Origin of the sequence: Actinoplanes sp. NPDC049668, from assembly GCF_044465445.1 — a bacterium.
Lineage (GTDB): Bacteria > Actinomycetota > Actinomycetes > Mycobacteriales > Micromonosporaceae > Actinoplanes.
Genome location: NZ_JBITLR010000003.1, coordinates 445807 through 467311 on the forward strand (window position 1 = coordinate 445807; position 21505 = coordinate 467311).

Sequence of the window (21505 nt, forward strand, 5' to 3'; positions counted from 1 at the left end):
GCGCCTGTACCTACGGCCGGAGACCCTTGAGGACGGCGATGTCGGCCGCGTGGCCCTCGTGCTCCTTGCTCGGCGTCTCGACGATCACCGGAACGCCCGCGGTCGCCGGGTGGGCCAGCAGCTCGGCGAACGGCGCCGTGCCGATCCGGCCCGCGCCGATGGTCTCGTGGCGGTCGCGGGTCGAGCCGCACTCGTCCTTGGAGTCGTTGGCGTGTACCAGCTGGAGCCGGTCCGGGCCGACCGCCGCCACCAGGGCGTCCAGGGTCTCCGTCATGCCGCCGGGCCGGGCCAGGTCGTGCCCGGCCGCCCAGGCGTGGCAGGTGTCGAAGCAGACGCCCAGCCACGGGTGCCGCTCGACCGCGGCCAGGTACGGCCCCAGGTCCTGCACCTTCGACGCCAGGCTGCGCCCGCCGCCCGCGCTGGGTTCCACCAGCAGCCGCGGCAGGCCCCGGTCGGCCGCTGTGTCCAGCAGCGGCAGCAGCGCCTCGCGGAGCCGGTGCAGGGCCTTGCCGCCGGGGTCCTCGTCGACGGAGCTGCCCGCGTGGAAGACGACCGCCGTCGCGCCGATCGCGGCGCCCCGGTGCAGCGCGTGCTCCAGCGTCTGCACCGACCGCTCGACGGTCAGCTCGGTCGGCGAGCCGAGATTGACCAGCAGCGAGGCGTGGATGTACGCCGGCAGCCCGCGCTCGCCGCAGCCGTCCCGGAACAGGGTGTCCTGCTTCGGGTCGCCCGGCGGCAGCGCCCAGCCGCGCGAGTTCGAGACGTAGACCTGCAGCGCCTCGGAGCCGGCCGCGTCCACGTACGGCAGAGCCGCCTTGGCCAGACCACCCGATGTCTTGGTGTGCGAGCCGACCGGTCGGCTTACCGGCACGCCAGCGCCACTTCGGTCTGCGGCGGCACCGGGGTGCCGGGAGGCGGGTTCTGGCCGACGACCACGCCGTTCGGGTTGCCGTCCAGGCGGGCCCGCAGGTTCTGGCCCTGGAGCGCCTGCTGCGCCAACGGGCACAGCTGGTTGGCGAGGTTCGGGACGGCGATCCCCGGCGGGCCCTTGCTGACCTGGAGCTTGATCTCGTCGTCCTGCTCGGCGCCGCTGCCCGGCTTCGGCGACTGGCCGATGATCTGGTCGGCGGGCGCGTCGTCGTCCTTGTATTCCTCGACCACGCGGAGCCCGAGCCGCTCCGCCTCCGTGCGGGCCTCGTTGATGTTCCGGCCCTGGAAGTCCGGCACGGTGATCGGCGCGCGGCCCTTGCTGACCACCACGGTGACGGTCTGGCCGGGCTTGAGCTCCGTGCCGGCCTTCGGGTCGGTGGAGATGACCACGCCCTCCGGCACCGAGTCGCTGTACTTGCCGGTGCCCTGCTTGAACTTCAGCTTCGTGCCCTCGATGTCGCCGCGGGCCGCGGCGGTCTCCAGGCCGACGACGTCGGGCACCGGGTAACGCTCGGGGCCCAGCGAGAGCGAGACGGTGACGATGCCGCCCTTGATGATCTTCTCGGCGGGCGGCGGGTCCTGGCTCAGCACGACGTCCTTGTCGACGGTCTCGCTGAACGCGCCGGTGCCGATGCGCAGCTCGAAGCCCTCCTTCGCGGCGGCCGCCTCGGCCTGCGCCCGGGTCATGTTCACCAGCTGCGGCGCGTCGGTGTAACGGCCGAGCGTCACCCACCAGGTGCTGCCGACGACGGTGAGCACCATCACGACGACCGCGGCGAGGATCAGGATCCGGCGCCGGTCGGCGCCCACGTTGCCGACCAGGGTGCCGCCGCCGGCGGGCGGCCCGCCGGCGCGGCGCTGCCCACGGGTGCGGGGCGCCTGCTCGGGCAGGCGGGCCCAGGGTGGCCGGTCGCCGGGCAGGGCGGTGGTGACGGCGGGCACGAGCGTGGTGGCGTCGCCGGCCGGCGGGCGCGCCGGCACCTGGCGCAGCAGCGCGGTCTCCACGTTCGCCGCGCCGAGGTCGTCCCGGACCACCTGCACCTCGGCGAGCATCGCGCCCGCGTCGGTGGGCCGGGCTCCCGCGTCGCGGCGGGTGGCCCGGGTGACCAGGTCGTCGAGCACGGTCGGCAGACCCTTGACGATGCCGGACGGCGCCGGGACGTCGTTGTCGACGTGCTGCCAGGCGACCTCGACCGGCTCGCCGTCCTCGTACGGCACCCGGCCGGTGAGCATCTCGAAGAGCACGATGCCGGCCGAGTAGACGTCGGTGCGGGCGTCCGCGTGCCCGTCGGTGACCAGCTCGGGCGCGACGTACGCGACGGTCGCCATCAGCTGGCCGGCGTCGTCGCTCGAGCTCGCCTCGACGGCGCGGGCCAGGCCGAAGTCGGCCACCTTCACCACGCTGTCGACGAGGTTGGCGATGCCGCCGCTGGGCGCCTCGGCGACCAGCACGTTCTCCGGCTTCACGTCGCGGTGCACCAGGCCGGCGCGGTGCGCGGCGGCGATGGCGGCGAGCATCTGCTCCAGGATCGCCAGCGCCTCGACCGGGTTGAGCCGGCGGCGCTGGGTGAGCAGGTCGCGCAGCGTGCGGCCCTGCACGTACTCCATCACCAGGTAGGGCAGGCCCTGGTGGCGCCCCTGGTCGTACACGGCGACGACGTTGGGGTGGGTGAGCCGGGCGATCGTCTTCGCCTCTTCGGTGAAGCGATCGACGAAGTGCACGTTCGTCGCCTGCGACGGGTGAATGATCTTCAGTGCGACGGTCCGCTCGAGCCGGTCGTCCACCGCCGTGTACACGGTCGCCATGCCACCACGGGCGACCCGGCCGGTGATCCGGTAGCGCCCGTCAATCGTCGTGCCGATCAATGTGTCGGCGACAGTCGTGTCCATCGGCGTGAAGTGTATGTGTCCGTGCGGGCGTGGCAGACGAGGATCCTCACAGCTGAGACCTAACGGGTATAACGCAGGGCGTTGACCAGGGCATTCAGGAGAAAACGACGCGCGCGGCCGAGGCCCCACAAGTCGTTTTATCACTACAAATCGGATCAGTGCCTGTGTGCGCGCCGTGCTCGGCTCCGGCGCTCGCCGGTGCCGGCCGGCTCGGCGGACGTGCTCGGCGTGGCCGTCGTGGTCGGCTCCTCGGACGGCGACGCGCTGTCGGACGGCGACGCGCTCGGCGACGCGGTGGCCGACGGGCTCTGCGGCGTCGGCACCGGCGCGGTCGGCGTCGGCACCGGCGGGATCAGGCAGCACTCGGTCGGCGGGGTCGCCGGCGTGACGCCGACCACCGTCGTCCGCGGCCGCGGTGGCGTCGCCGGCCGCCGCGCCGCCACGGCACCGGCCTGCGGCGGGATCCGGACCGTGCCCGGCGCCGCCGTCGCCGGCGCCGGCCCGTCGGGCGCGCCCGGCACGACGCCGCGGCCGAGCCCCGAGTGGGACTGGTCGTCGGAGCGGGCGCCCGGCGGCTCCCCGGCCGCCAGCGGGTACGGCTCCGCGCCCGCCGGCCGGTCGGCGACCAGCGCGTCGATCCCGGTGACGACGGCGTAGTAGCTGCCCGCGGCGCCCGCGACGGCGAGGGCGCCGAACGCCGCCACCGCGGCCAGTCGGCGCGACCTCGGCACGACCTCATCGCCGTACGAGGTACGCAGCCCGCCGGTGCCGAGGCCACCGAACGTGCTCATCCCGGTCGAGGTCACGTCCTGGTAGCCGGCGCCGGAGTCCGGTACCGGGGCCGCCTTCCCCGTGTCCGGGCCCCGCCGGCCCAGGTCGTAGCGCACCGAGCGCCAGGCGCCGGCCACCTCGTTGCGGGCTCTCCGCCACAGGGTCATCGGGACACTTCTCCGATCTCGAGCAGCCGGGGCGTTCCCGGTTCCGCATGCTCCGCTTGGTCAGCCGCGGAGCGGGCATGGCACGCTGGTCGGGTGACCGATTCAGTAAGCGTGGGTGACGCGGCGGTGCCGCAGCCCGCCGGCCCGACCGAGTGGATCAACCTGCCCGACGTGGCGGACAGGCTCGGCTTGTCGATCAGCAAGGTGCACCAGATGATCCGCGACGGCGCGCTGCTCGCGGTCCGGCGCGACGGCATCCGTGTGGTGCCGGCGGAACTGGTGGCCAACAGCACCGTGCTCAAGCACCTCCCCGGCGTCATCACCTTGCTTCGCGATAACGGGTACAACGACGAAGAAGCGCTCCGGTGGCTCTATGAGCCGGACGCGACGGTCGACGGCTGCGGCGCCAAGGGCCTCGGCGGCGACCGCGCCCGCGAGGTCAAGCGGCGCGCGCAGGCGCTCGGCTTCTGACGACCGCATGGGGCATCTTGCGTACCTGGCGGTGCTCGCGGGATGCCTGGCGGCGGCCCTGTGGCTGGAGCCGGTGCTGAAGGTCAACGTGTTACGCCGGTGGCGGCGGCTGCTGCTCACGCTGCTGCCGGTGGTGGTCGTCTTCGTGCTCTGGGACCTGGCGGCGATCGCGGCCGGGCACTGGAGCTTCGACCCGGAGCAGATCACCGGCGTGCTGCTGCCCGGCGGGCTGCCGATCGACGAGGTGCTGTTCTTCCTGGCGGTGCCGACCTGCGCGATCCTCGGCTTCGAGGCGACCCGGGCCGTGCTGCGCCGTCCGGCGGGTGACGAATGACCTACACGGCCGCCGCGGTGCTCGGCGTGCTCGGCGCGCTGGCCGTCGACCTGTTCGTGCTGCGTACCCGGCTGGTGACCCGGGTCGTGTTCTGGGCGACGTACCCGATCATCATCGCGTTCCAGCTGCTGTCGAACGGGATCCTCACCGGCCGCCGCATCGTGATCTACAACCCGGACGCGATCCTCGGCCTGCGGCTGGTGTACGCGCCGGTCGAGGACCTGCTGTTCGGCTTCGCGATGGTGTTGCTGACGCTCTCGGTCTGGGTGTGGCTGGGCCGGCGCGGCGTGCAGCGCACCCCGGCGGCGGGCGAGGGCAGCGGGCTGCTGCGCCGGCTGCGCGACCGCGCCGGCGCCTGATTCACACCGCGCGCCGGGTGGCCGCGTCCGCGAGTTCGAGCAGCACGGCCCGGGCCTCGGCGTCGAGCTCCTCGGTGCGGGTGAGCGCGGCGAGGGCCTGCCCGGTCAGCGACGAGATCCGCTCCTCGGTCCGGTCCAGCGCCCCGCTGTCGCGGATGATCGCGCGCAGGCGCTCGACGCCCGCGTCGTCCAGCTCCGGGTCGCCGAGCCGGGACTCCAGCTCGGCGCGCTCCGCCGGCCCCAGCGCCGCGTGCGCCGCCGCGACCAGATATGTCCGCTTTCCCTCGCGCAGGTCGTCGCCGGCCGGCTTGCCGGTCTGCGCCGGGTCGCCGAAGACGCCGAGGACGTCGTCGCGCAGCTGGAACGCCTCGCCCAGCGGCAGCCCGTACCCGGAATAGGCCGCCGAGACCGGCTCCGGCGCGCCGGCCAGGGCCGCGCCGAGCAGCAGCGGCCGCTCGACGGTGTACTTCGCCGACTTGTACCGGGCCACCTTGCCCGCCCGCTCCAGCGACGTGTCCCCGGTGGCCTGGGTCAGCACGTCCAGGTACTGGCCGACGGTCACCTCCGTGCGCATCGCGTCGAAGACCGGCCGTGCCCGGGCGAGGTCGGCCAGCTCGACGCCCGAGGAGTGCAGCAGCTCGTCCGACCAGACCAGCGCCAGGTCGCCCAGCAGGACGGCCGCGTTGTCGCCGAAGCCCGCGGCGTCGCCGCCCCAGCCCGCCTCCGCGTGCCGCGCCGCGAAGCGGCGGTGCACCGACGGCTCGCCGCGGCGGGTGTCGGAGCGGTCCATCAGGTCGTCGTGGATCAGGGCGCTCGCCTGCACCAGCTCCAGCGCCGAGACCGCCGTCACCACCTGGTCGGAGTCGACGCCGCCGGCGCCGCGGTAACCCCAGTACGCGAACGCCGGGCGCAGCCGCTTGCCGCCGCGCAGCACGAACTCCTCCAGGGCGTCGGCGACGTCGGCCAGCACCGCGTCGATCGTCAGGAGCCGGACACGCCGGTCGGCGAGGAAGGCGGCGAGGGCTTTGTCGACGCGCGGCCGCAGGCCGGCGCGTTCCAGCGGGGAGCTCACGGGGCAAACCTAGCGGGTCGGTACGCCGGCGCCAGCCGGTACAGTCTTGGTGTGTCTCTCGGACTTCCTTCGCGGCTACCGACGTCTCCGGCGATCGGTGAGCTCATCCGTCGTCCGGATCCGACGTTCTCCTTCGAGTTCATGCCGCCCAAGACGCGCGAGGGCGAGCAGCTGCTCTGGCAGACGATCCGGGAGCTGGAGACGCTGCGCCCGGACTTCGTCTCGATCACCTACGGCGCCGGCGGCAGCACCCGGGACACCACCGTCGCGGTGACCGAGCGGGTCGCGACCGAGACGACGCTGCTGCCCATGGCGCACCTGACCGCGGTCGGCCACTCCGTCGCCGAGCTGCGCAACGTCATCGGGCGGCTGGCCGGCGCCGGCATCCGCAACGTGCTCGCGGTCCGGGGCGACCCGCCCGGCGACCCGATGGGCGAGTGGGTGCGCCACCCCGACGGCGTGCTCTACGCCGAGGACCTGGTGCGGCTGCTGCGCGAGTCCGGCGACTTCAGCGTCGGGGTCGCGGCCTTCCCCTACAAGCACCCGCGCTCCGCCGACGTCGAGACGGACACCCGCAACTTCATCCGCAAGTGCCGGGCCGGCGCCGACTTCGCCATCACCCAGATGTTCTTCGAGGCCGACGAGTACCTGCGGCTGCGCGACCGGGTGGCCGCGGCGGGCTGCGACACGCCCATCGTGCCCGGTGTGATGCCCGTCCTGAGAATGGCGACCATCACTCGGGCCGCGCAGCTCTCCGGCGCCCCGTTCCCGCGGGCCCTGCAGGCCCGCTTCGAGCGCATCGCGGACGACGCGGACGGCGTACGCCGGCTCGGCATCGACCTGTGCGGCGAGATGTGCCAGCGGCTGCTCGACGAGGGCGTGCCCGGCATCCACTTCATCACCATGAACCGCTCGACGGCGACCCGCGAGGTGTGGCAGCGGCTGGCCGCCAACGTCCCGGTGTGACCTGGCAGGAGTTCGCCACGGCCTGGTCCGGGCTGCACGGCGGCTTCGACCCGGACCGCGCCACCCCGCTGGTACGCGGCTGGATCCGGCTGGCCTACCGCGGCGGCGTCCTGCTCGCCCGGCTCGGCGTCGGCCCGTCGGCCGTCACCGCGTCCGGGCTGGCGCTCTGCCTCGGCGTGCCCGCCGCCGCCCTGCTCGGCCCCGCCGGGCTGCTCCTCGGCGCCCTGCTGGTGCTGCTCGCGGCCGGCGCCGACGGCCTCGACGGCGCCGTCGCCGTGGTCACCGGCCGTACCTCCCGCCTCGGATTCGTCTACGACTCGGTGGCCGACCGCCTCGGCGAGCTGGCCTGGCTCACCGCGTTCTGGATCGCGGGCGCGCCGGGCTGGCTGGTCGTGGCCGGCGGCGCGGTGAGCTGGCTGCACGAGTACATCAGGGCCCGGGCCGCCGCCGGCGGCATGCCGGGCCTGGGCGTGGTGACGCTGGGCGAGCGGCCCACCCGGGTGTCGGTGGCGGCGTGCGGCCTGCTGATCGCCGGCCTCGCCGGCCTCGCGCACCCGGCATGGGCGCCGACGGTGATCGTCGCGGCGGCCGTCGCCTGGGCCGCGCTGGGTCTGGCCGGCCTCGCGCAGCTGACTGCCGCGGTACGCGCCGAGCTGTCCCGCTGACCGATCTTTATTCAGTTGTCCACGATGGCCACCGCACCTACCTTCTTCACCAACGACGTGTTCCGGATCACCGGAACCAAGGGAGATCACGTGACGGCCGACCGGTACGGGAATGGGGCAGCGGGCCCCGGCTGACGCCTTGCGCGCACGCCGGTCGCCGCTCGTCTCCATGCTCGGAGGCGGGCGGCTTTCGCGTGTACGGGAACAGGGGGAGGTGGCCGCGATGAGTGTGGTCCTGGTTCTCAACGCCGACTTCGGGCCGCTGCACCGGGTCAGCGTCCGGCACGCCATCCGCATGCTGTTCCGCGAGGTGGCGGTCGTCGAGGAGGCGCGGCCGGACGCCAGCATCGGCGTCTTCCCGATCCCGACCGTCGTCCGGCTGGTCAGCTACGTGGTGACCCGCTGGCGGCACAGCCGCGGCCCGGCCTGGTCCCGCGGCGGCGTGCTGACCCGCGACGGCCGCACCTGCGCCTACTGCGGCGGCGCGGCGTCCACCATCGACCACGTCCTGCCGCGCTCGCCTGGCGGTGGCAACACGTGGCTCAACACCGTCGCGGCCTGCGGGCGCTGCAACCAGCGCAAGGGTGACCGCACGCCGGCGGAGGCGCGGATGCCGCTGCGCCGGGCGCCGACTGCGCCCGGCTGGGCGGCGCTGGCCGCGCGCTGAGGACGACGGCCGGCGGGTTCACACGGGGGTCCGTCGGTCGTCCATCAGCGAAACCATCCGGTACGGGATGATCCCGCGCTATCGTTCGGGCATGTCCTCCGCCGCGCCCGAGCGCACCGTCCGCGACCTGACCGGCCTGCTCAACATGGCCGGCCACGCCCTGTCCAACCGGCTGGCCGCCGCGCTCGCCGACGTCGATCTGACCCCCCGCATGCAGTGCGTCCTCCTGCACGCGCTGGAGGAGGAGCGGACCCAGATCCAGCTCGCGGCCCTCTCCGATCTCGACAAGACGACGATGGTCGGCACCGTCGACGACCTGGAGCGGCGCGGGCTGGCCGAGCGCCGCCCGTCCGCGACCGATCGCCGGGCCCGGATCATCGCGGTGACCGAGGCGGGCCGGGCGGCGGCGCTGCAGGGGCAGCGGATCGTCGACCGGGTGCATGCCGAGGCGCTGGGCGCCCTGCCCGAGTCGGAGCGGGACGCCTTCGTGGCGGCGCTGGTCCGGCTGGTCGGCGAGGGCGCCGATCCTGGGCCCCGGCCGGTGCGCCGCGCCCGGCAGCCCGCCCAGTAGGTGGCAAGTAGATAGTCTGCAAGCGGACTATCTGCTACGGTCGGATCATGGCTGCTTCCGTACCGTCTCGTGACCGCCGGCGCGCCGCCGCGCTCGCCGTGCTCTGCGCGATGGCGCTGATGATCGTGCTGGACAGCACGATCGTTGCCGTCGCCGTGCCCGCCATCCAGGCCGACCTGGGCTTCTCGCCGACGGGCGTCGCCTGGGTCGTCAACGGCTACCTGATCGGCTTCGCCGGGCTGCTGCTGCTCGCCGGGCGCCTCGGCGACCTCTTCGGCGCCCGCCGGGTGTTCCTCGTCGGGCTGGTCGTCTTCACCGCGGCGAGCCTGCTCTGCGGCCTCGCCACCACCGCGCCGCTGCTGGTCGGCGGCCGCTTCGTGCAGGGCGTCGGCGGCGCGCTCGCGTCCGCGGTGATCTTCTCGCTGATCGTCGGGCTCTACCCGGAGCCCACCGCGCAGGCGCGGGCGATCGGGGTGTTCAGCTTCACCCAGGCCGGCGGCGCCGCCCTCGGCTTCGTCGCGGGCGGCCTGCTGACCGATGCCGCCGGCTGGCCGTGGATCTTCCTGGTCAACGTGCCGATCGGTGTGGCCGTGCTGGTCGCGGCGCTGCGGGTGGTGCCCGGCGCGGCGGGGTCCGGCCCGCGCGGCGGCCTGGACGCAAGCGGCGCGGCGCTGATCACGCTGGGCCTGTCGCTCGGCGTGTACGCCATCGTGGACGGTGGCCTCTGGTACGGCGTGGCCGCGCTGCTCCTGGTCGCGGGCTTCCTCGTCCGCCAGCGGTACGCCCGCAGCCCGCTCGTCCCGCTGCGGATCCTGCGCCGCCGTCGGCTGCTGGGCACCACCGCGGCGGTGGTGCTGATCTTCGCGACCGGCATCGGCTTCCAGTTCGTGAACGCGCTGTTCCTGCAGCGGGTACTCGGCCTGGACTCGATCGGCACCGGCCTGGCGTTCCTGCCCACCCCGATCGTGATCGGCGTGCTGTCGCTGTTCGTGGCGCCCCGGGTGATCGCCCGGTTCGGCGCCCGCCCGGTGCTGCTGGCCGGGCTCGGCGTGCTGGCCGCGGGCCTGGCGTTGCTGGCCCGAGCGCCGGCCGACGCTCGGTACGCGACCGACGTGCTGCCGTCGCTGATCATCATGGGCCTGGGCATCGGCGTGGTCATCCCGGCGATCATCATGCTGGCGATGGCCGGTGCGGAGCCGCGCGAGACCGGGCTGGTCTCCGGGCTCACCAACACCGCGCAGCAGGCCGGCGGCGCGCTGGGCCTGGCGGTGCTGGCGGTCGTCGCGGCCCGGGTCACGGACGCGAGCCTGGCGTCCGGGTCGGGCGAGGTCGCCGCCCTGCGCGACGGCTACAGCCGGGCCTACCTCACCGCCGCGGCATTCGTGGCCGCCGCAACCGTCATCACCGCCCTGCTGCGGTCGCGCCCGCCGTCGCCAGTGGACGCGATCCCAGGCGGAGGCCCGGGAACGGCGCCGGATGTTCAACCGCCCACCGCCGCTGCGGAGGCCGCTGGCGCTGAGGCCGCTCGCGCAGAGCCCGCTGGTCTGGAGGCGGCGGGCGCGGAGGCTGCTGGCGCGGGACGGGTGCCCGCCGCGACGCTGTCCAAGGCCGCGTGCGAGACAGGCGCCCGATAGCGCGGGCCCGCCTCGACGCCCGTCAACAGCGCGCGGGATTGAAGCCCGGGATAGCGCGGCCCGCATCCTCGGTCATGTCAACGTACTGTTGACGCCGTGACCGAGGATGCGCCGCCGGCTCCGGACCTCGGGCGGCTCGCGGAGATCGGCGCCGCGCGGGCCCGCCTCGACGAGCGCGAGCTCGAGCTGATCGACCGGGCCCGCCAGGCGGGCGCGACGTGGGTCCAGGTCGCCGCCGCGCTCGGCCTGGCCAGCCGCCAGGCCGCCGAGCAGCGCCGCCAGCGCCTGATCGCGGCCGCCCGCTCGCGCCGCCACGACCAGGACCTCCGGTACGCACACAGCATCGTGATCCTCCGCGTCGCGGTCGGCGACCTGCACCGCGGCATCGCCGCCGACCGCCGCTGGGACGCCCGCTTCACCCGCGCCGCCCTGGTGCGCGCGACGGTCGCGACGGCGCTCGACGCCCCGCCCGGCGGACTCTTCGCCCTCGCCGAGCAGGCCGCCGCCGACCTGGACCGGGTGGCGGCGGACCGGTTGCCCGGACACGTCCGCGTCGCCCTCGACGGCCTCCGGCAGGCACTGTCAACGGATCATTGACAAAACGTCCGGCTCTTGCAGCCGGATTCGCTCAACTTCCAGGATGTGAGTCACTTCGACTCAATCCTGGGGGCGGAATGCGGCGCAACGCGGTCCTGTTCGTGGCGATCTCCCTGCTGTCCGGCTTCGGCAGCAGCGCGATGTCCCTGGTCGCGGGCATCTGGATCCTCGACCTCACCGGGTCGGCGAGCCTCGCCGCGCTGGCCGGGCTCTGCGTCTACGCCCCGACTCTGGCCGGGCCGTGGCTCGGCGGGCTGCTCGACCGGGTGCCGTGCCGCCCGCTGATGGTCGCCACCAACCTGCTGCTCGCCGCGGCGCTGCTGAGCCTGTTCGCGGTCCGCTCGCCCGCGCAGACCTGGCTGATCTTCGGCGTCTCCACCGCGTACGGGATCAGCTATGTCCTGCTGGATGCCGGCGAGTCGGCGCTGCTGCCGTCCGCGCTGCCGCCGGGTGAGCTCGGCGACGTCAACGGCTGGCGCTCGAGCGCGCAGGAGGGCATGAAGCTGATCGCCCCGCTCGCGGGCGCGGGCCTCTACGCCTGGCGCGGCGGCCCGGCGGTCGCGGCGCTGAGCGCGGCGATGCCGGTCCTGGTCGCCGCCCTGTACGCGGCCCTGCGGCTGCGGTCGGCGCCGGTGATCGCCGGTGCGCCGCGCGAGCGCGGTGTCCGCGCCGGGCTGGCGGTGCTGGCGGGCACCCCGCTGCTGCGCTGGACCGTCGCCCTGGCCGCGGTCGCGATCGCGACGTCGGGCTTCGCGACCGCCGCGCAGTTCCAGGTGGTGACGGCGGACCTGGGCCTGGCGGCCACGTTCCTCGGGGTGCTGCTCAGCGCGCAGGGCGCCGGGTCCATCGTGGCGGGTCTGGTGGCCGGCCGGGTGATCGCCCGGCGCGGGGTGGTGTTCGTCGCGGTGGCCGGCGCGGCGCTGTTCGCGGCCGGCCTGCTGGCCCGGTGCCTGCCCTGGTGGCCGGCGCTGGTGGTGGGCGCGGTGATCGGCGGCATCGGCCTGCCGTGGACGCTGATCGCGGCGGTGACCGCGGTGCAGACCCACACGCCACGGGAGATGCTGGGCCGGGTGTCGGCGACGGCGAACACCGCGATGTTCGGCCCGATCGCCCTGGCGACCCCGCTCGGCGCGGCCGCCGTCCACCTCGGCGCCCGCCCCGCCCTGCTGATCGGCGCCGCCGGCTGCCTGGCCGCAGCGATCTTCGTCGCCCGCCGCCGGATCCCGTCCGGCGTGCCCTTCCCTGGATCCGAGCCGAACCGGGCCGCCGAGCCGGACCGGGATGCCGAGCCCGCGCGGTGATCTGGAATTCAACCGAGGCCCGGAGCTGCCGGTCGCGCCACGTCGAAAGGCTCCGTGAACGGCCGGCTGATAGCCTCCGGCGAGAGCTGAGGAGGGCCGGATGGCGGCGGGTGCGGGGGTGCGCCGGGAGCGGGCCGCGCAGACCGAGGCCGAGCTCAAGGCCGCCGCGGTGCGGGTCTTCGACCGGCTCGGTTACCTGAACGCGAAGATCACCGACATCACCGCCGAGGCAGGCCGCGCGGCGGGGTCGTTCTACAACCACTTCGCCAACAAGGAGGCCCTGCTCGAGGCGCTGCTGACCGACCTGCTCGCCCAGGGCGACGCGGCCGCGGCCGACGCTCGGCACGGCGACGACTTCAGCGACCGCGACGCGGTGCGTTACCACGTGGCGAGCTACTGGCACTTCTACTCCGAGCACCGCACGCTGCTCGGTGCCCTGCAGCAGGCCGCCACCGTCGACGAGTCCTTCGCCGAGCGGGCCCGGGCCCTGGTCGAACCCGACATCCACCACATCGCCGACCACCTGGTCCGCGCGCGGGAGGCCGGCCTGCGGCTGCCCGGCGATCCGGTGGTGGTGGCGACGGCCTTCACCACGCTGATGCCGGCCTTCGCCGCGATGTGGCAGTCGGGACAGGGCTCGGCGCTCGGTCGCGACCTCTCCGACGCCGAGGCGATCGAGACGCTGACGTCCCTCTTCTACTCGGCGATCGGCGGGGTCGATTCGTAGCCGGCCTACTTCTTGCCGAGGCTCTTGCGGTAGTCGTTGTTGAGGCGGCCGATCAGCGTCAGCGGAATGCCCTTGGGGCAGACCGTCGTGCACTCGCCGGCGTTGGTGCAGCCGCCGAAGCCCGCGTCGTCGTGCGCCTCGATCATGTCGATCACGCGGCTCGCCCGCTCCGGCTGACCCTGGGGGAGCAGGCCGAGGTGCGCGACCTTGGCCGCGGTGAACAGCATTGCGGAGCCGTTGGGGCAGGCCGCGACGCAGGCGCCGCAGCCGATGCAGGTGGCCGCCTCGAACGCCGCGTCCGCGTCCGGCTTGGGCACCGGGGTGGCGTGCGCGTCCGGCGCCGTTCCGGTCGGCGCGGAGATGTAGCCGCCGGCCTGAATGATCTTGTCGAACGCGGTCCGGTCCACCACCAGGTCCTTGATGACCGGGAACGCCGCCGCCCGCCACGGCTCGACGTCGATCGTGTCGCCGTCGGCGAAGTGGCGCATGTGCAGCTGGCAGGTGGTGGTGGCCTTCTCCGGGCCGTGCGCCACGCCGTCGATCACCATGCTGCACGCGCCGCAGATGCCCTCGCGGCAGTCGTGGTCGAAGGCCACCGGGTCGTCGCCGTCGAGGATCAGCTTCTCGTTGAGGACGTCGAGCATCTCCAGGAAGCTGGCGTCCGGCGAGATGTCCTTGACGTCGTAGCTGACCATGCGGCCCTTGTCGTCGGGGCCCTGCTGGCGCCACACGCGCACCTGGATGTCCATTACTTGTAGCTCCGTGTGCTCGGGTGGACGTACTCGAAGTTGAGCTGCTCCTTGTGCAGCGTGGGCGACTCGTCGCCGTACTCCCAGGCCGCGACGTAGCTGAACTCGTCGTCCTGGCGCATGGCCTCGCCGTCCGGGGTCTGGCTCTCGGCGCGGAAGTGGCCGCCGGCCGACTCGGCGCGGTGCAGGGCGTCGATGCACATCAGCTCGCCGAGCTCGAAGAAGTCGGCGACGCGGCCGGCCTTCTCCAGGTTCTGGTTGAGCTGCTCGCCGGTGCCGGGCACCTTCACCCGGGTCCAGAACTCGTCGCGCAGGCCGCGGATGAGCCCGATGGCCTTGGTCAGGCCCTCCTCGGTGCGCTCCATGCCGCAGTACTCCCACATGATGTGGCCGAGTTCGCGGTGGAACGAGTCGACGGTGCGGTCGCCGTTCACCGCGAGCAGCTTCGCCAGCCGGTCCTCGACCTGGCTGCGCGCCGCCACGACCTCCTCGTGGCTCTCGTCGATCTTCTCGAACGGGCCGGCGGCGAGGTAGTTGTTGATGGTGTTCGGCAGCACGAAGTAGCCGTCCGCGAGGCCCTGCATCAGCGCGGACGCGCCGAGCCGGTTGGCGCCGTGGTCGGAGAAGTTCGCCTCGCCGATCACGAACAGGCCCGGGATCGTCGACTGCAGGTTGTAGTCGACCCAGAGGCCGCCCATCGTGTAGTGCACGGCGGGGTAGATGCGCATCGGCACCTCGTACGGGTCCTCGCCGGTGATGCGCTGGTACATCTCGAAGAGGTTGCCGTACTTGGCCTCGACGGCCTTGCGGCCCAGCCGGTCGATCGCGTCGGCGAAGTCCAGGTAGACGCCGAGCCCGCCGGGGCCGACGCCGCGGCCCTCGTCGCAGACGTTCTTGGCCGCGCGCGACGCGATGTCGCGGGGTACCAGGTTGCCGAACGACGGGTAGATCCGCTCCAGGTAGTAGTCGCGGTCGTCCTCGGCGATCTCGGCGGCCGGCTTGCCGCAGTCCTCGCGGCGCTTGGGCACCCAGACCCGGCCGTCGTTGCGCAGCGACTCACTCATCAGGGTGAGCTTGCTCTGGTGGCTGCCGGACTCGGGGATGCAGGTCGGGTGGATCTGCGTGTAGCAGGGGTTCGCGAACAGCGCGCCCTTGCGGTGCGCCCGCCAGCTCGCCGTGACGTTGCAGCCCTTGGCGTTGGTGGACAGGAAGAAGACGTTGCCGTACCCGCCGGAGGCGAGCACGACGGCGTCCGCGAGGTCCGTGGTGATCTCGCCGGTGACCAGGTCGCGGACGACGACGCCGCGGGCCTTGCCGTCGACGATGACCAGCTCGAGCATCTCGTGCCGGGCGAACATCTCGATGTTGCCGAGCCCGATCTGGCGCTCCATCGCCTGGTACGCGCCGAGCAGCAGCTGCTGGCCCGTCTGGCCCCGGGCGTAGAACGTGCGCGACACCTGGGTGCCGCCGAACGAGCGGTTGTCGAGCAGGCCGCCGTACTCGCGGGCGAACGGCACGCCCTGCGCCACGCACTGGTCGATGATGTTCACGCTGACCTGGGCGAGCCGGTACACGTTGGACTCGCGGGCGCGGAAGTCGCCGCCCTTGACCGTGTCGTAGAAGAGCCGGTGGATCGAGTCGCCGTCGTTGCGGTAGTTCTTGGCGGCGTTGATGCCGCCCTGCGCGGCGATCGAGTGCGCCCGCCGCGGGCTGTCCTGGTAGCAGTAGGAGCGCACCCGGTAGCCGGCCTCGGCGAGGGTCGCCGCGGCCGAGCCGCCGGCCAGGCCGGTGCCGATGACGATGACGCTCAGCTTGCGCCGGTTGGCCGGGTTGACCAGCTTGCCGGCGAACTTGTGACGCTCCCAGCGGGTCTCGATCGGTCCGTCGGGCGCGGCGGTGTCGGCGATGTCCTCGCCGTCGTTCCAGAACGTCATGATCAGTCCACCAATCCGGTGAGCACGGCGAACGGCACCGAGAGGTAGCCGACCACCAGGACGACGGAGAGCAGCAGGGCGGCGCCGCGGGCGATGCGCTCGCCGCGGGCGGTGCGCTGGCCGAGGGTGCGGACCGCGCTGAACAGGCCGTGCCGCAGGTGGAAGCCGACGGCCACGATGGCGAGCGTGTAGAAGAGCGTCACGTACCAGCGGTCGGGCGCGAAGTCGGCGACCACGTTGGCGTGCGGGTGCTGCCGGTCGCCGACCGGGTTCAGCGTCCCGGTGGTCAGGTCGAGGATGTGGAAGATGACGAACAGCAGGATGATCACGCCACCCCAGCGCATGGTCCGGGCGGCGTAGCTGCCCTGGATCTTGGGGCGGTGCGCGTAGCGGACCGGGCGCGCCTTGCGGGCCCGGCGGGCCAGGACGGTCGCGGCGGCGATGTGCGCGACCACGGCGAAGGTGAGCCCGCCGCGCTGGAGCCAGAGGTACCAGTCCTGCGGCAGCAGCGGGGTGCCGATGGTGCGCAGCCAGTGCGCGTAGTGGTCGAACGTCTCGGCGCCGAAGAAGATCTTCAGGTTGCCGATCATGTGGGCGTACAGGAAGCCCACGAGCAGCAGGCCGGTGACGGCCATGAGGATCTTCAGCGCGATCGAGGACCGTGCGCCGCCGCGACGGGCCCCGGCGGCCGGCGTCGCCTTCTTCGCCGGTCGCAACGTCACCTTTGGAGTTGGAGTGCTGATGTCTACCGCCACACCTGGGACGGTAAGAAGCATTGGGTGATTCGTCTAATGCATGATTGAGCGACTCGTCATAGCTGTAGGCTATGGAAGTGCAGCTCCAGCAGCTCCGATACTTCCTAGCAGTAGTAGAAACCCGGCATTTCACCCATGCTGCGGATTCCTTGGGCGTCTCACAGCCGACTTTAAGTAAGCAGATTCACACCCTCGAGGAGTCGCTCGGCGCGCCGCTCTTCGAGCGCGCCCGCGGCGCTGTCGGGCTCACCGCCGCCGGCGAGACCCTGCTGCCCCTCGCGCGCCGGATGGTCGCCGACGCGGACGCCGCCCGGGACGCGGTGCAGGAGATCGTCGGCCTGCGCCGCGGGCGGGTCCGGGTCGGCGCGACGCCCAGCCTCTGCTCGTCGCTGGTACCCACGGTGCTGTACCGGTTCCGCGCCGAGCATCCGGACATCGAGCTGCACGTCAACGAGGGCAGCTCGCAGGACCTGATCGCCGACCTGCTCGCCCGCGACCTCGACCTGGCCCTGATCGTCCAGCCGGAACACGGCGTCGACGAGTCCCTGCACACCGCGCCGCTGCTGCAGGAGAGCCTGGTCGTCGCGTCGGTCCGCGCCGGCCCGCCGCCGACGCCGCGGGTGCAGCTCGAGCTGGACGAGCTGCGGGACCAGCCGCTGGTGATGTTCCGGCCCGGCTACGACCTGCGGGACGTGACGCTCGAGGCGTGCCGGCGCGCCGGCTTCACGCCCCGGTTCGCGGTCGAGGGCGGCGAGATGGACGCGGTGCTGGCGTTCGTCGAGGCCGGGCTGGGCATGGCGCTGGTGCCGAGCATGGTGCTGGTGAACCGGCCCTTGCTACGGGCGACGCCGCTCGCGCCGCCGGGGATGCGCCGGACGATCGCGCTGGCACACCGGCGCCGGGCGGTGCTCCCGCACGCGGCCGAGGCGCTGCGCGCGACCCTGCTGGACCACATCGCCACCGGCGAACTCCCGATCGGCGTCCAGCCCCTCTAGCGTCACACCTTGAGAATGTCCACGTCGTACAGCGCGATCGACTCGTCCCGGGAGACGAGCGTGAAGCCTTCGGTGATCGCCTGCGCCACCAGCATCCGGTCGAACGGATCACGATGATGAGGTGGGAGCCGGCCGGCCGCGATCGCGTGGACGTGGGACACGGGTAGTTCACTGAAGCCCATGTCCCGCACCTGCTCGGCGAGACCGGCCGGGCCGGCGAGCTTCCCGGTCGCCTGCTTGATGGTGATCTCCCACAGGCTGACCGGAGAAAGGAAGATGTCCGGGTCGTGGCGTAGCCGGTCGAGGAACTCCTCGCCGAGGGCGGCGTCGCCGGTGATGGCCCACAGTGCGATGTGGGTGTCGAGCAGCAGAGTCATTCGCCGAGGCCGAAGTCCGCGGCGATCTCGGCGTTGGTGCGCGGTGAATCCCAGTCGCCCGACAGGTCCAGCCGCCCGGCAAGGGAGCCGACGGCAGTCCGGTTGACCCGGCGCACCAGTGGCACGACGCGTGCCACGGGAATGCCGGCCCGGTCGATGACGATCTCTTCGCCCCGTTCCACCCGCTCGATGATGCGGGACAGGTGAGTCTTGGCATCATGCATGTTGTAGTGAACCGCCTCTGACATCGCTCCGTCCCCCTTAGCTAACAGCTTAGCCGCTACCGTCAGGCGATGCCCGGTCGATCGCATCGGCGACGATTTTTGCGGACAGGGTGACCATCGGGAGGCCGCCGCCGGGGTGGGTCGAGCCGCCGACCAGGTACAGGCCGTCGACCGGGCCGCGGTTCCCCGGGCGCAGCAGCCCGCCGGCGGTCCCGTAGATCGTCCCGCCCGGTGCGCCCGCCGCCTCCTGCAGGTCGGCCGGGGTCCGCGTCTCGGCGAACAGCAGCCGGTCGCGGACGTCCAGGCCGCGCCCCGCCAGCACGTCGAGAATGTGCGCCGCGTACGCCGAGGACAGCCCCGGCCGCCGCCAGTCGACCGCGCCGTACGCCGTGCCGTGCCGGGGCGCGTTCACCAGCACGAACCACGCCTCCGTGCCCGGCGGGCGCACCGCCGGATCCTCGGCGCGGGTCACGAAGATCGTCGGGTCCGAGGCGGGCCGGGCGCGGGCGCCGGTCGCCGGTGCGCCGAAGACCGCGTCGAACTCGGCGTCGTAGTTCCGGGGGAAGAACACCGTGTGGTGCGCCAGCTCCGGCGTCCGCCCGCGCACGCCGAGCAGCAGCACGAAGCCCGCCAGGCTGCGGTCGGCGAGGGCGCCGAGGCGGGCCGGCGCCGGCAGCAGGTCCCGGTACACCGTCAGGGCGTCGGCATTGGACACCACGAAGTCGGCTGGCACGACCTCGCCCGTGCCGAGGCGGATCCCGGTCACCCGCCCGGCGGACGTGCGAATGCCCGCGACCGGCGACGAGGTCGTGATCTCCACGCCGAGTTCGCGGCAGCGGGCGAGCAGCGCCGCCGACAGGACGCCGAGGCCGCCCGGCAGGTACCAGCCGCCGAAGGCCAGCTCCGCGTACGGGATCGCGGCCAGCGCCGCCGGTGCGCGGCGCGGATCGGCGCCCGTGTAGGTCGCGTACCGGTCGAGCAGCATCCGCAGCCGGGGGTCGCGCAGGTAGCGCCGGCCCAGCCCGCGCAGCGAGCGCCACGGTGCGATCGCGGCCAGGTCGCCGACCCGCCAGGACAGCGCGGCGAGCGTCGCCGGCGTGACCTCGCGTTGCAGCACCGAGCGCCAGGACGCGCGCCAGATCCGCTCGGCCCGGACCCAGAAGCGTGCCCAGTCGGCGCCCGCCGCCGCGCCGAACGCCTCCTCGATCCGGGACCGGAAGACCTCCGGATCGGAGCTCGAGTCCAATACCGAGCCGTCCGGGAAGACGTGCCGCACCACCGGATCCAGCGCCGTCGGCGATAGGCGGAGCCCCAGGTCCGCGAAGACCCCGGGCAGGGTCAGCAGGCTCGGGCCGGTGTCGAAGCGGAAGCCGTCGCGCTCGTAGCTCCCGAGCTTGCCGCCGACGGCCGGCGCGCGTTCGTGCACGGCCACCCGGTGCCCGGCCGCGGCCAGCCGCGCGGCCGCGGCCAGCCCGCCGACCCCCGCGCCGATCACCGCGATCCGGCTCATACCGGCCTGCCGCGCCAGGTCAGCAGCCCGCGCCGGCGCAGCGCGAACGAACGCGCGACCAGCCACCCGAAGATCAACACCGAGATCGGATGCGCCAGCGCGTCGGGCCAGGCCCGCCCGCCGGTCGCCCTCGCCGCGACCACCCGGCCCAGAACACCCATCCCGTACGCGCACAGGCTTGCCGCCGCGAGCCAGGTGGCACCGGCTCCCGCCGCCAGCAGGGCGGCAAGCGGCGGTGCCGCGTACAGGATGAGGAGCAGGACCACGACGGCGGCCGCGCCGGCGGGTGAGCCGAAGGACGCGTGCAACGACTTGCTGTAGCCGTCCCGCAGGTCCCGCCACGTCGGGTACATCAGGCAGTCGGCGAACGCCGAGGCGTCCGCGAGCGCGATGCGGCCGCCGGACCGCTTGACCGCGCGGGCCAGCCCGATGTCCTCCAGCACGTCGCCGGCCACGGCCGCGTGCCCGCCGGCCCGCTCGTAGCCGGCCCGGTCCGCGACCAGCCACTGCCCGCCGGCCGCCGCCAGCGACGGCCGCGGCGAGCGTTCCATCGCGCGCAGCGGCAGGAACGTCAGCCAGGACCACTGCAGCAGCGGCTGCACGAGCCGGCCCGCCCCGACGATCCGCGGGTACGGCGACAGCAGGTCGACCCCGCAGCCGCGCAGCAGTGCGACGCCGCCGGCGATCGCGTCCGGCGCGAGCACGACGTCCGCGTCGACGAAGACCAGCACGTCGGCGTCGCCGGCGGCCTCGGCCAGCCGGGCGCAGGCGTACGGCTTGCCGAGCCAGCCGTCCGGCGGCGGCGCGCCCGTCAGCAGCCGCACCCGGTCGCCGGCGACGGCGCGGACCACGTCCGCGGTGCCGTCGGACGAGCCGTCGTCCAGCACGACGATGTCCAGGTTCGGCACGCCGGCCTGGCGCAGCAGGGCACGCAGGCACGGCGTCACCCGCGCGGCCTCGTCGCGCAGCGGCAGCAGCACGGCGACGCGTTCCGTGGTGGTCTGCCCGGCGGCGGGGCGCCGCAGCAGGGCCGCGTTCACGATCGTGTGCGCGGTCAGCGCCGCCGGCGCCAGCAGGGCGAGCCAGATCACCGGCGGGACAGCCGTACCAGAAGGGGCAGCACGACCGCGCCCATCAGGACGCCGCCCCACAGCGCCGAGGCCGGCAGGCCGAGGAAGACCGCGTGGGCGAGCACGCTGGAAGCGTACGTCCAGATCCAGAGGGCGAGCAGCGGCGCGTCGCCGTCCGCGGCGACGGCGGCCCGCGGGCCCGCCGCGGCGGCGAACACGGCCATGAGCAGCAGCGCGAAGCCGAGCCAGCCCAGGTAGTTGCCGATCGGGATGCCCGGAACGCCGGGCAGCGCGGGCGTCGGCGAGCGCCAGGTCCAATAGCCCTCGGCGACCATCTGCGGGTCCAGGAACAGGTCCCAGGCCGCCAGCCCGGCGCCGGCGACCGCGATCCGGGCGATCCGGGACCGGGCCACCCGCAGCGCCGCCAGCCAGGCCGGCCAGGCCATCCAGGTCCAGGCCAGCGGGATGATCAGCGGCACGCCGAGCAGCTTGGGCCCGAGCCGGCCCGAGTAGTCGTAGATGCCGAACGGGAAGCCCGTCGCGACGCCGAGCGCCTCCACCGCGAAGCCGCACAGGGTCGTCGTGGCGATCAGCGCGCCCGCCGTCCGCACACCCCGGGTGAGCAGCGCGTGCGAGACCGACAGCAGGTAGCCGAGCACGACGGTCAGCACGGTCAGCGCGGCCCGGCTGCCGCCGCCGGTCAGCGGGTAGCAGATCTGGGTCAGGATCAGGGCGCCGAGCAGCGCCCAGGGTATGGCCCTGGCCACCG

At 73.6% G+C, this 21505-nt stretch carries 24 protein-coding genes; 12 read left to right on the forward strand and 12 right to left on the reverse strand.

Going from position 1 to position 21505, the window contains the following annotated elements:
• Positions 1–10 precede the first annotated feature (10 nt).
• From ACIBSW_RS14745 to ACIBSW_RS14755, 3 genes are all read right to left on the reverse strand, one after another.
• Positions 11–871, reverse strand: coding sequence for a deoxyribonuclease IV (locus ACIBSW_RS14745; protein WP_354717047.1), 861 nt, complete (start codon positions 869–871; stop codon positions 11–13).
• A complete protein-coding gene (gene pknB, locus ACIBSW_RS14750; RefSeq protein WP_354717045.1) occupies positions 862–2820 on the reverse strand; it encodes a Stk1 family PASTA domain-containing Ser/Thr kinase in 1959 nt (652 codons plus the stop codon). Before pknB ends, ACIBSW_RS14745 begins: the two co-directional genes overlap by 10 nt.
• 155 nt (positions 2821–2975) lie before the next feature.
• Positions 2976–3758 carry a hypothetical protein gene (locus tag ACIBSW_RS14755; protein WP_354717043.1) on the reverse strand — a complete coding sequence of 261 codons (783 nt, stop codon included), beginning with the start codon at positions 3756–3758 and terminating at the stop codon, positions 2976–2978.
• 93 nt (positions 3759–3851) lie between these two features.
• Between ACIBSW_RS14755 and ACIBSW_RS14760 the strand changes: the two genes are divergently transcribed.
• Genes ACIBSW_RS14760 through ACIBSW_RS14770 form a run of 3 tightly spaced genes read left to right on the forward strand, consistent with a single transcriptional unit; the run spans position 3852 to position 4922 of the window.
• Positions 3852–4229 carry an Rv2175c family DNA-binding protein gene (locus tag ACIBSW_RS14760; RefSeq protein ID WP_354717042.1) on the forward strand — a complete coding sequence of 126 codons (378 nt, stop codon included), beginning with the start codon at positions 3852–3854 and terminating at the stop codon, positions 4227–4229.
• A gap of 7 nt (positions 4230–4236) precedes the next feature.
• A complete protein-coding gene (locus ACIBSW_RS14765) occupies positions 4237–4563 on the forward strand; it encodes a lycopene cyclase domain-containing protein (RefSeq protein ID WP_354717040.1) in 327 nt (108 codons plus the stop codon).
• The gene (locus ACIBSW_RS14770) at positions 4560–4922 is read left to right on the forward strand and encodes a lycopene cyclase domain-containing protein (protein WP_354717038.1); all 363 of its coding nucleotides are present in this window, start codon (positions 4560–4562) and stop codon (positions 4920–4922) included. Before ACIBSW_RS14765 ends, ACIBSW_RS14770 begins: the two co-directional genes overlap by 4 nt.
• Before the next feature lies 1 nt (position 4923).
• On the opposite strand, the gene ACIBSW_RS14775 is transcribed toward ACIBSW_RS14770, so the two are convergent.
• A complete protein-coding gene (locus tag ACIBSW_RS14775) occupies positions 4924–5982 on the reverse strand; it encodes a polyprenyl synthetase family protein (RefSeq protein ID WP_354717291.1) in 1059 nt (352 codons plus the stop codon).
• A gap of 63 nt (positions 5983–6045) precedes the next feature.
• On the opposite strand from ACIBSW_RS14775, the gene metF reads away from it, so the two are divergent.
• The 8 genes from metF (at position 6046) to ACIBSW_RS14815 (ending at position 13122) form a co-directional block, all read left to right on the forward strand.
• Positions 6046–6960 carry a methylenetetrahydrofolate reductase [NAD(P)H] gene (gene metF / locus ACIBSW_RS14780; protein WP_354717036.1) on the forward strand — a complete coding sequence of 305 codons (915 nt, stop codon included), beginning with the start codon at positions 6046–6048 and terminating at the stop codon, positions 6958–6960.
• Positions 6957–7625 carry a CDP-alcohol phosphatidyltransferase family protein gene (locus ACIBSW_RS14785; protein WP_354717034.1) on the forward strand — a complete coding sequence of 223 codons (669 nt, stop codon included), beginning with the start codon at positions 6957–6959 and terminating at the stop codon, positions 7623–7625. Before metF ends, ACIBSW_RS14785 begins: the two co-directional genes overlap by 4 nt.
• 223 nt (positions 7626–7848) lie before the next feature.
• Positions 7849–8292 carry an HNH endonuclease gene (locus ACIBSW_RS14790; protein ID WP_354717032.1) on the forward strand — a complete coding sequence of 148 codons (444 nt, stop codon included), beginning with the start codon at positions 7849–7851 and terminating at the stop codon, positions 8290–8292.
• A 91-nt stretch (positions 8293–8383) separates the two neighbouring features.
• A complete protein-coding gene (locus ACIBSW_RS14795; protein WP_354717030.1) occupies positions 8384–8863 on the forward strand; it encodes a MarR family winged helix-turn-helix transcriptional regulator in 480 nt (159 codons plus the stop codon).
• A 47-nt stretch (positions 8864–8910) separates the two neighbouring features.
• A complete protein-coding gene (locus ACIBSW_RS14800; protein WP_354717028.1) occupies positions 8911–10497 on the forward strand; it encodes an MFS transporter in 1587 nt (528 codons plus the stop codon).
• 96 nt (positions 10498–10593) lie between these two features.
• On the forward strand, positions 10594–11094 hold the full coding sequence (locus ACIBSW_RS14805) for a hypothetical protein (protein WP_354717026.1): 501 nt from the start codon (positions 10594–10596) through the stop codon (positions 11092–11094).
• Between the two features lie 77 nt (positions 11095–11171).
• A complete protein-coding gene (locus ACIBSW_RS14810; RefSeq protein WP_354717024.1) occupies positions 11172–12395 on the forward strand; it encodes an MFS transporter in 1224 nt (407 codons plus the stop codon).
• A 100-nt stretch (positions 12396–12495) separates the two neighbouring features.
• Positions 12496–13122 carry a TetR/AcrR family transcriptional regulator gene (locus tag ACIBSW_RS14815; RefSeq protein ID WP_354717022.1) on the forward strand — a complete coding sequence of 209 codons (627 nt, stop codon included), beginning with the start codon at positions 12496–12498 and terminating at the stop codon, positions 13120–13122.
• Positions 13123–13127: 5 nt separating this feature from the next.
• Here ACIBSW_RS14815 and ACIBSW_RS14820 read toward each other — a convergent pair whose 3' ends face one another.
• Genes ACIBSW_RS14820 through ACIBSW_RS14830 form a run of 3 tightly spaced genes read right to left on the reverse strand, consistent with a single transcriptional unit; the run spans position 13128 to position 16452 of the window.
• The gene (locus tag ACIBSW_RS14820; protein ID WP_354717020.1) at positions 13128–13871 is read right to left on the reverse strand and encodes a succinate dehydrogenase/fumarate reductase iron-sulfur subunit; all 744 of its coding nucleotides are present in this window, start codon (positions 13869–13871) and stop codon (positions 13128–13130) included.
• Positions 13871–15805 (reverse strand): fumarate reductase/succinate dehydrogenase flavoprotein subunit, encoded by a 1935-nt coding sequence (locus ACIBSW_RS14825; RefSeq protein ID WP_354717019.1) that lies wholly within the window; start codon positions 15803–15805, stop codon positions 13871–13873. The genes ACIBSW_RS14820 and ACIBSW_RS14825 overlap by 1 nt, the downstream gene beginning before the upstream one ends.
• A 2-nt stretch (positions 15806–15807) precedes the next feature.
• On the reverse strand, positions 15808–16452 hold the full coding sequence (locus ACIBSW_RS14830) for a succinate dehydrogenase cytochrome b subunit (protein WP_354717289.1): 645 nt from the start codon (positions 16450–16452) through the stop codon (positions 15808–15810).
• Between the two features lie 179 nt (positions 16453–16631).
• On the opposite strand from ACIBSW_RS14830, the gene ACIBSW_RS14835 reads away from it, so the two are divergent.
• A complete protein-coding gene (locus ACIBSW_RS14835; RefSeq protein ID WP_354717018.1) occupies positions 16632–17555 on the forward strand; it encodes a LysR substrate-binding domain-containing protein in 924 nt (307 codons plus the stop codon).
• Positions 17556–17557: 2 nt separating this feature from the next.
• Here the strand turns inward: ACIBSW_RS14835 and ACIBSW_RS14840 are convergent, their stop codons facing one another.
• Genes ACIBSW_RS14840 through ACIBSW_RS14860 form a run of 5 tightly spaced genes read right to left on the reverse strand, consistent with a single transcriptional unit; the run spans position 17558 to position 21503 of the window.
• Entirely contained in the window at positions 17558–17932 is a 375-nt protein-coding gene (locus ACIBSW_RS14840; RefSeq protein WP_354717016.1) for a type II toxin-antitoxin system VapC family toxin, read from the reverse strand.
• Positions 17929–18180 (reverse strand): type II toxin-antitoxin system prevent-host-death family antitoxin, encoded by a 252-nt coding sequence (locus ACIBSW_RS14845; RefSeq protein ID WP_354717015.1) that lies wholly within the window; start codon positions 18178–18180, stop codon positions 17929–17931. The genes ACIBSW_RS14840 and ACIBSW_RS14845 overlap by 4 nt, the downstream gene beginning before the upstream one ends.
• A gap of 25 nt (positions 18181–18205) precedes the next feature.
• Positions 18206–19666, reverse strand: coding sequence for a phytoene desaturase family protein (locus ACIBSW_RS14850; RefSeq protein WP_354717013.1), 1461 nt, complete (start codon positions 19664–19666; stop codon positions 18206–18208).
• The gene (locus ACIBSW_RS14855) at positions 19663–20757 is read right to left on the reverse strand and encodes a glycosyltransferase family 2 protein (RefSeq protein ID WP_354717011.1); all 1095 of its coding nucleotides are present in this window, start codon (positions 20755–20757) and stop codon (positions 19663–19665) included. Before ACIBSW_RS14855 ends, ACIBSW_RS14850 begins: the two co-directional genes overlap by 4 nt.
• The gene (locus ACIBSW_RS14860) at positions 20754–21503 is read right to left on the reverse strand and encodes a carotenoid biosynthesis protein (RefSeq protein WP_354717009.1); all 750 of its coding nucleotides are present in this window, start codon (positions 21501–21503) and stop codon (positions 20754–20756) included. The genes ACIBSW_RS14855 and ACIBSW_RS14860 overlap by 4 nt, the downstream gene beginning before the upstream one ends.
• Positions 21504–21505: the final 2 nt, after the last annotated feature.